2 pseudogenes are annotated in these 1,817 nt (G+C 55.2%); one reads left to right on the forward strand and one right to left on the reverse strand.

The window, feature by feature from the left end:
* Positions 1 to 591 (reverse strand): annotated as a pseudogene (locus tag A2048_09270) (DDE endonuclease).
* Between the two features lie 212 nt (positions 592 to 803).
* On the opposite strand from A2048_09270, the pseudogene A2048_09275 reads away from it, so the two are divergent.
* A pseudogene (locus tag A2048_09275) lies at positions 804 to 1,817 on the forward strand (FAD-linked oxidase).

Here is a 1,817-nt window from a genome sequence, read left to right on the forward strand (position 1 = left end):
GTTTTCGTCCGCACCCCCAATTGAGGAGTATTTATCCGGCGGTGACAATTGCAGCTTGGTGCGCGCCGGCGCCTGCTTGGTCACCGCCTGCTTGATGTCTGCATTGGCCATCTCATCCGGCTTCAACTCCGGGCTGTAGCTCGGTAGGTAGAACACCTCAATGGCGTCGGCATGCTCTGCCAGCCACGCCTTGACCTGCTTGGCGTGTTGCACCCGCAGGTTGTCCAGGATCAGGAATAGCTTTCTGGTCTGGCCCCTGATCAGGCGGCGCAGAAAGTCAATCAAGATAGTGGTGTTGAGCGCACCGTCAAAGATGCGCCAGCGCATCTGCCCCTTGTTGGTAACGGTGGATATGACAGACAGGCCGTGGCGCTTGTTGTTGACCCGCACCACCGACGTCTGGCCCTTGGGGCGAAGCCTTGGCCCCGTACGTCGTCGCTGCGCAGCCTGCTCTCGTCGCCCCACTGAATCTCAGCCCCCTCAAGCTTGGCGCGCGCTGCGATTGCCGGGTAGTCCTCGTAGAGCCACTTCTTGACTGCTGCGGGCGACTGCTCTCAGGCCCACTACATGGGCATATGTGAAACCGCTGCGCGTACGCTTCGCAGCAGTTCGATTCCTCGAAATCAGTGACCGAGCCCGTTCACCGAGCAACATTTCAATGGCCCACCAAATCGAGGGTAAACCCTGATCGCAAGGCACGCACAGACCCCTAGAATGGTAACGATTGCATTTCGATAAGGTGTCATACATGAGGTGAAATTCGACCGTATACGCCTATGAATGCAATCGTTACCATAACTTTTTTGAAAGGTGCAACCATGACAGATCGTCGTCGAAAGTTTTACGGATGGGGCCATGAAGACGACCAGGTGAGTCCGAACGAGATCCGTGAATTTGAAGCCGCGTGGACGCGACTGTTAGGCGTTGAAAAGTTTGAGGCGATGCCTTTTCCAACAGCCGAAAAAATTGCAATCAGAGAGCCGCGAATCAAGGTTCCAAGTGCCTTGAGCTCAGCCTGCACAACCGATAAATATGACAGGCTATATCACACCTATGGTGCGGGAACTGTCGATGTGGCCAGGGCCATCCGCGGCGAATTTCGTAACCCCCCGGATGTTGTCGCATACCCGAAAAGCGAGCAGGATATTGTGGATCTCTTCGACTGGTGTGGAACAAACAATCTAGCCGCAGTGCCGTATGGCGGTGGCACCAGTGTGACGGGCGGCGTCAATCCTCCAGAACACGATCGTTACCGCGGCACAGTGTCGATCGACATGAAGCATTTTGATAAGGTGCTTGAAATCGACGCCACTTCACAGTCTGCCCGAATCCAGGCGGGCGTCTTAGGTCTAAGCCTTGAGAAGCAACTTAAGCCCAGCGGTCTCACTATGCGCTTTTTTCTTCAAGCTTGGGAGTTCTCTTCGCTGGGAGGATGGATTGCAACCAGGGCGGCCGGGCACTTTGCGACGGCTTATACACAGATCGACGATCACGTTCAAAGCATGAAAGTCGTCACACCGTCAGGCAACGTCGAGTCGAAGCGCTTCCCGGTCTCCGGCTCAGGACCAAATCCGGATCGACTTTTCCTGGGATCCGAGGGCGCGCTGGGAATCATTACAGAAGCATGGATCCGCCTACACAAGCGCCCAACTCATCGCGCAATGACAACAGTGAAATTCACGAATTATGAAAAGGCCGTCGAAGCCGTCCGAGTTCTTTCTCAATCGGGACTAAATCCTGCGAATGCCCGGCTTATCGAACGCGAAGAAGCGGAATATACCGGCTCGAGCGACGGTACGTACGACATTCTTGTACTG

The organism is Deltaproteobacteria bacterium GWA2_45_12, assembly GCA_001797365.1.
Taxonomy (GTDB): domain Bacteria; phylum UBA10199; class UBA10199; order UBA10199; family UBA10199; genus UBA10199.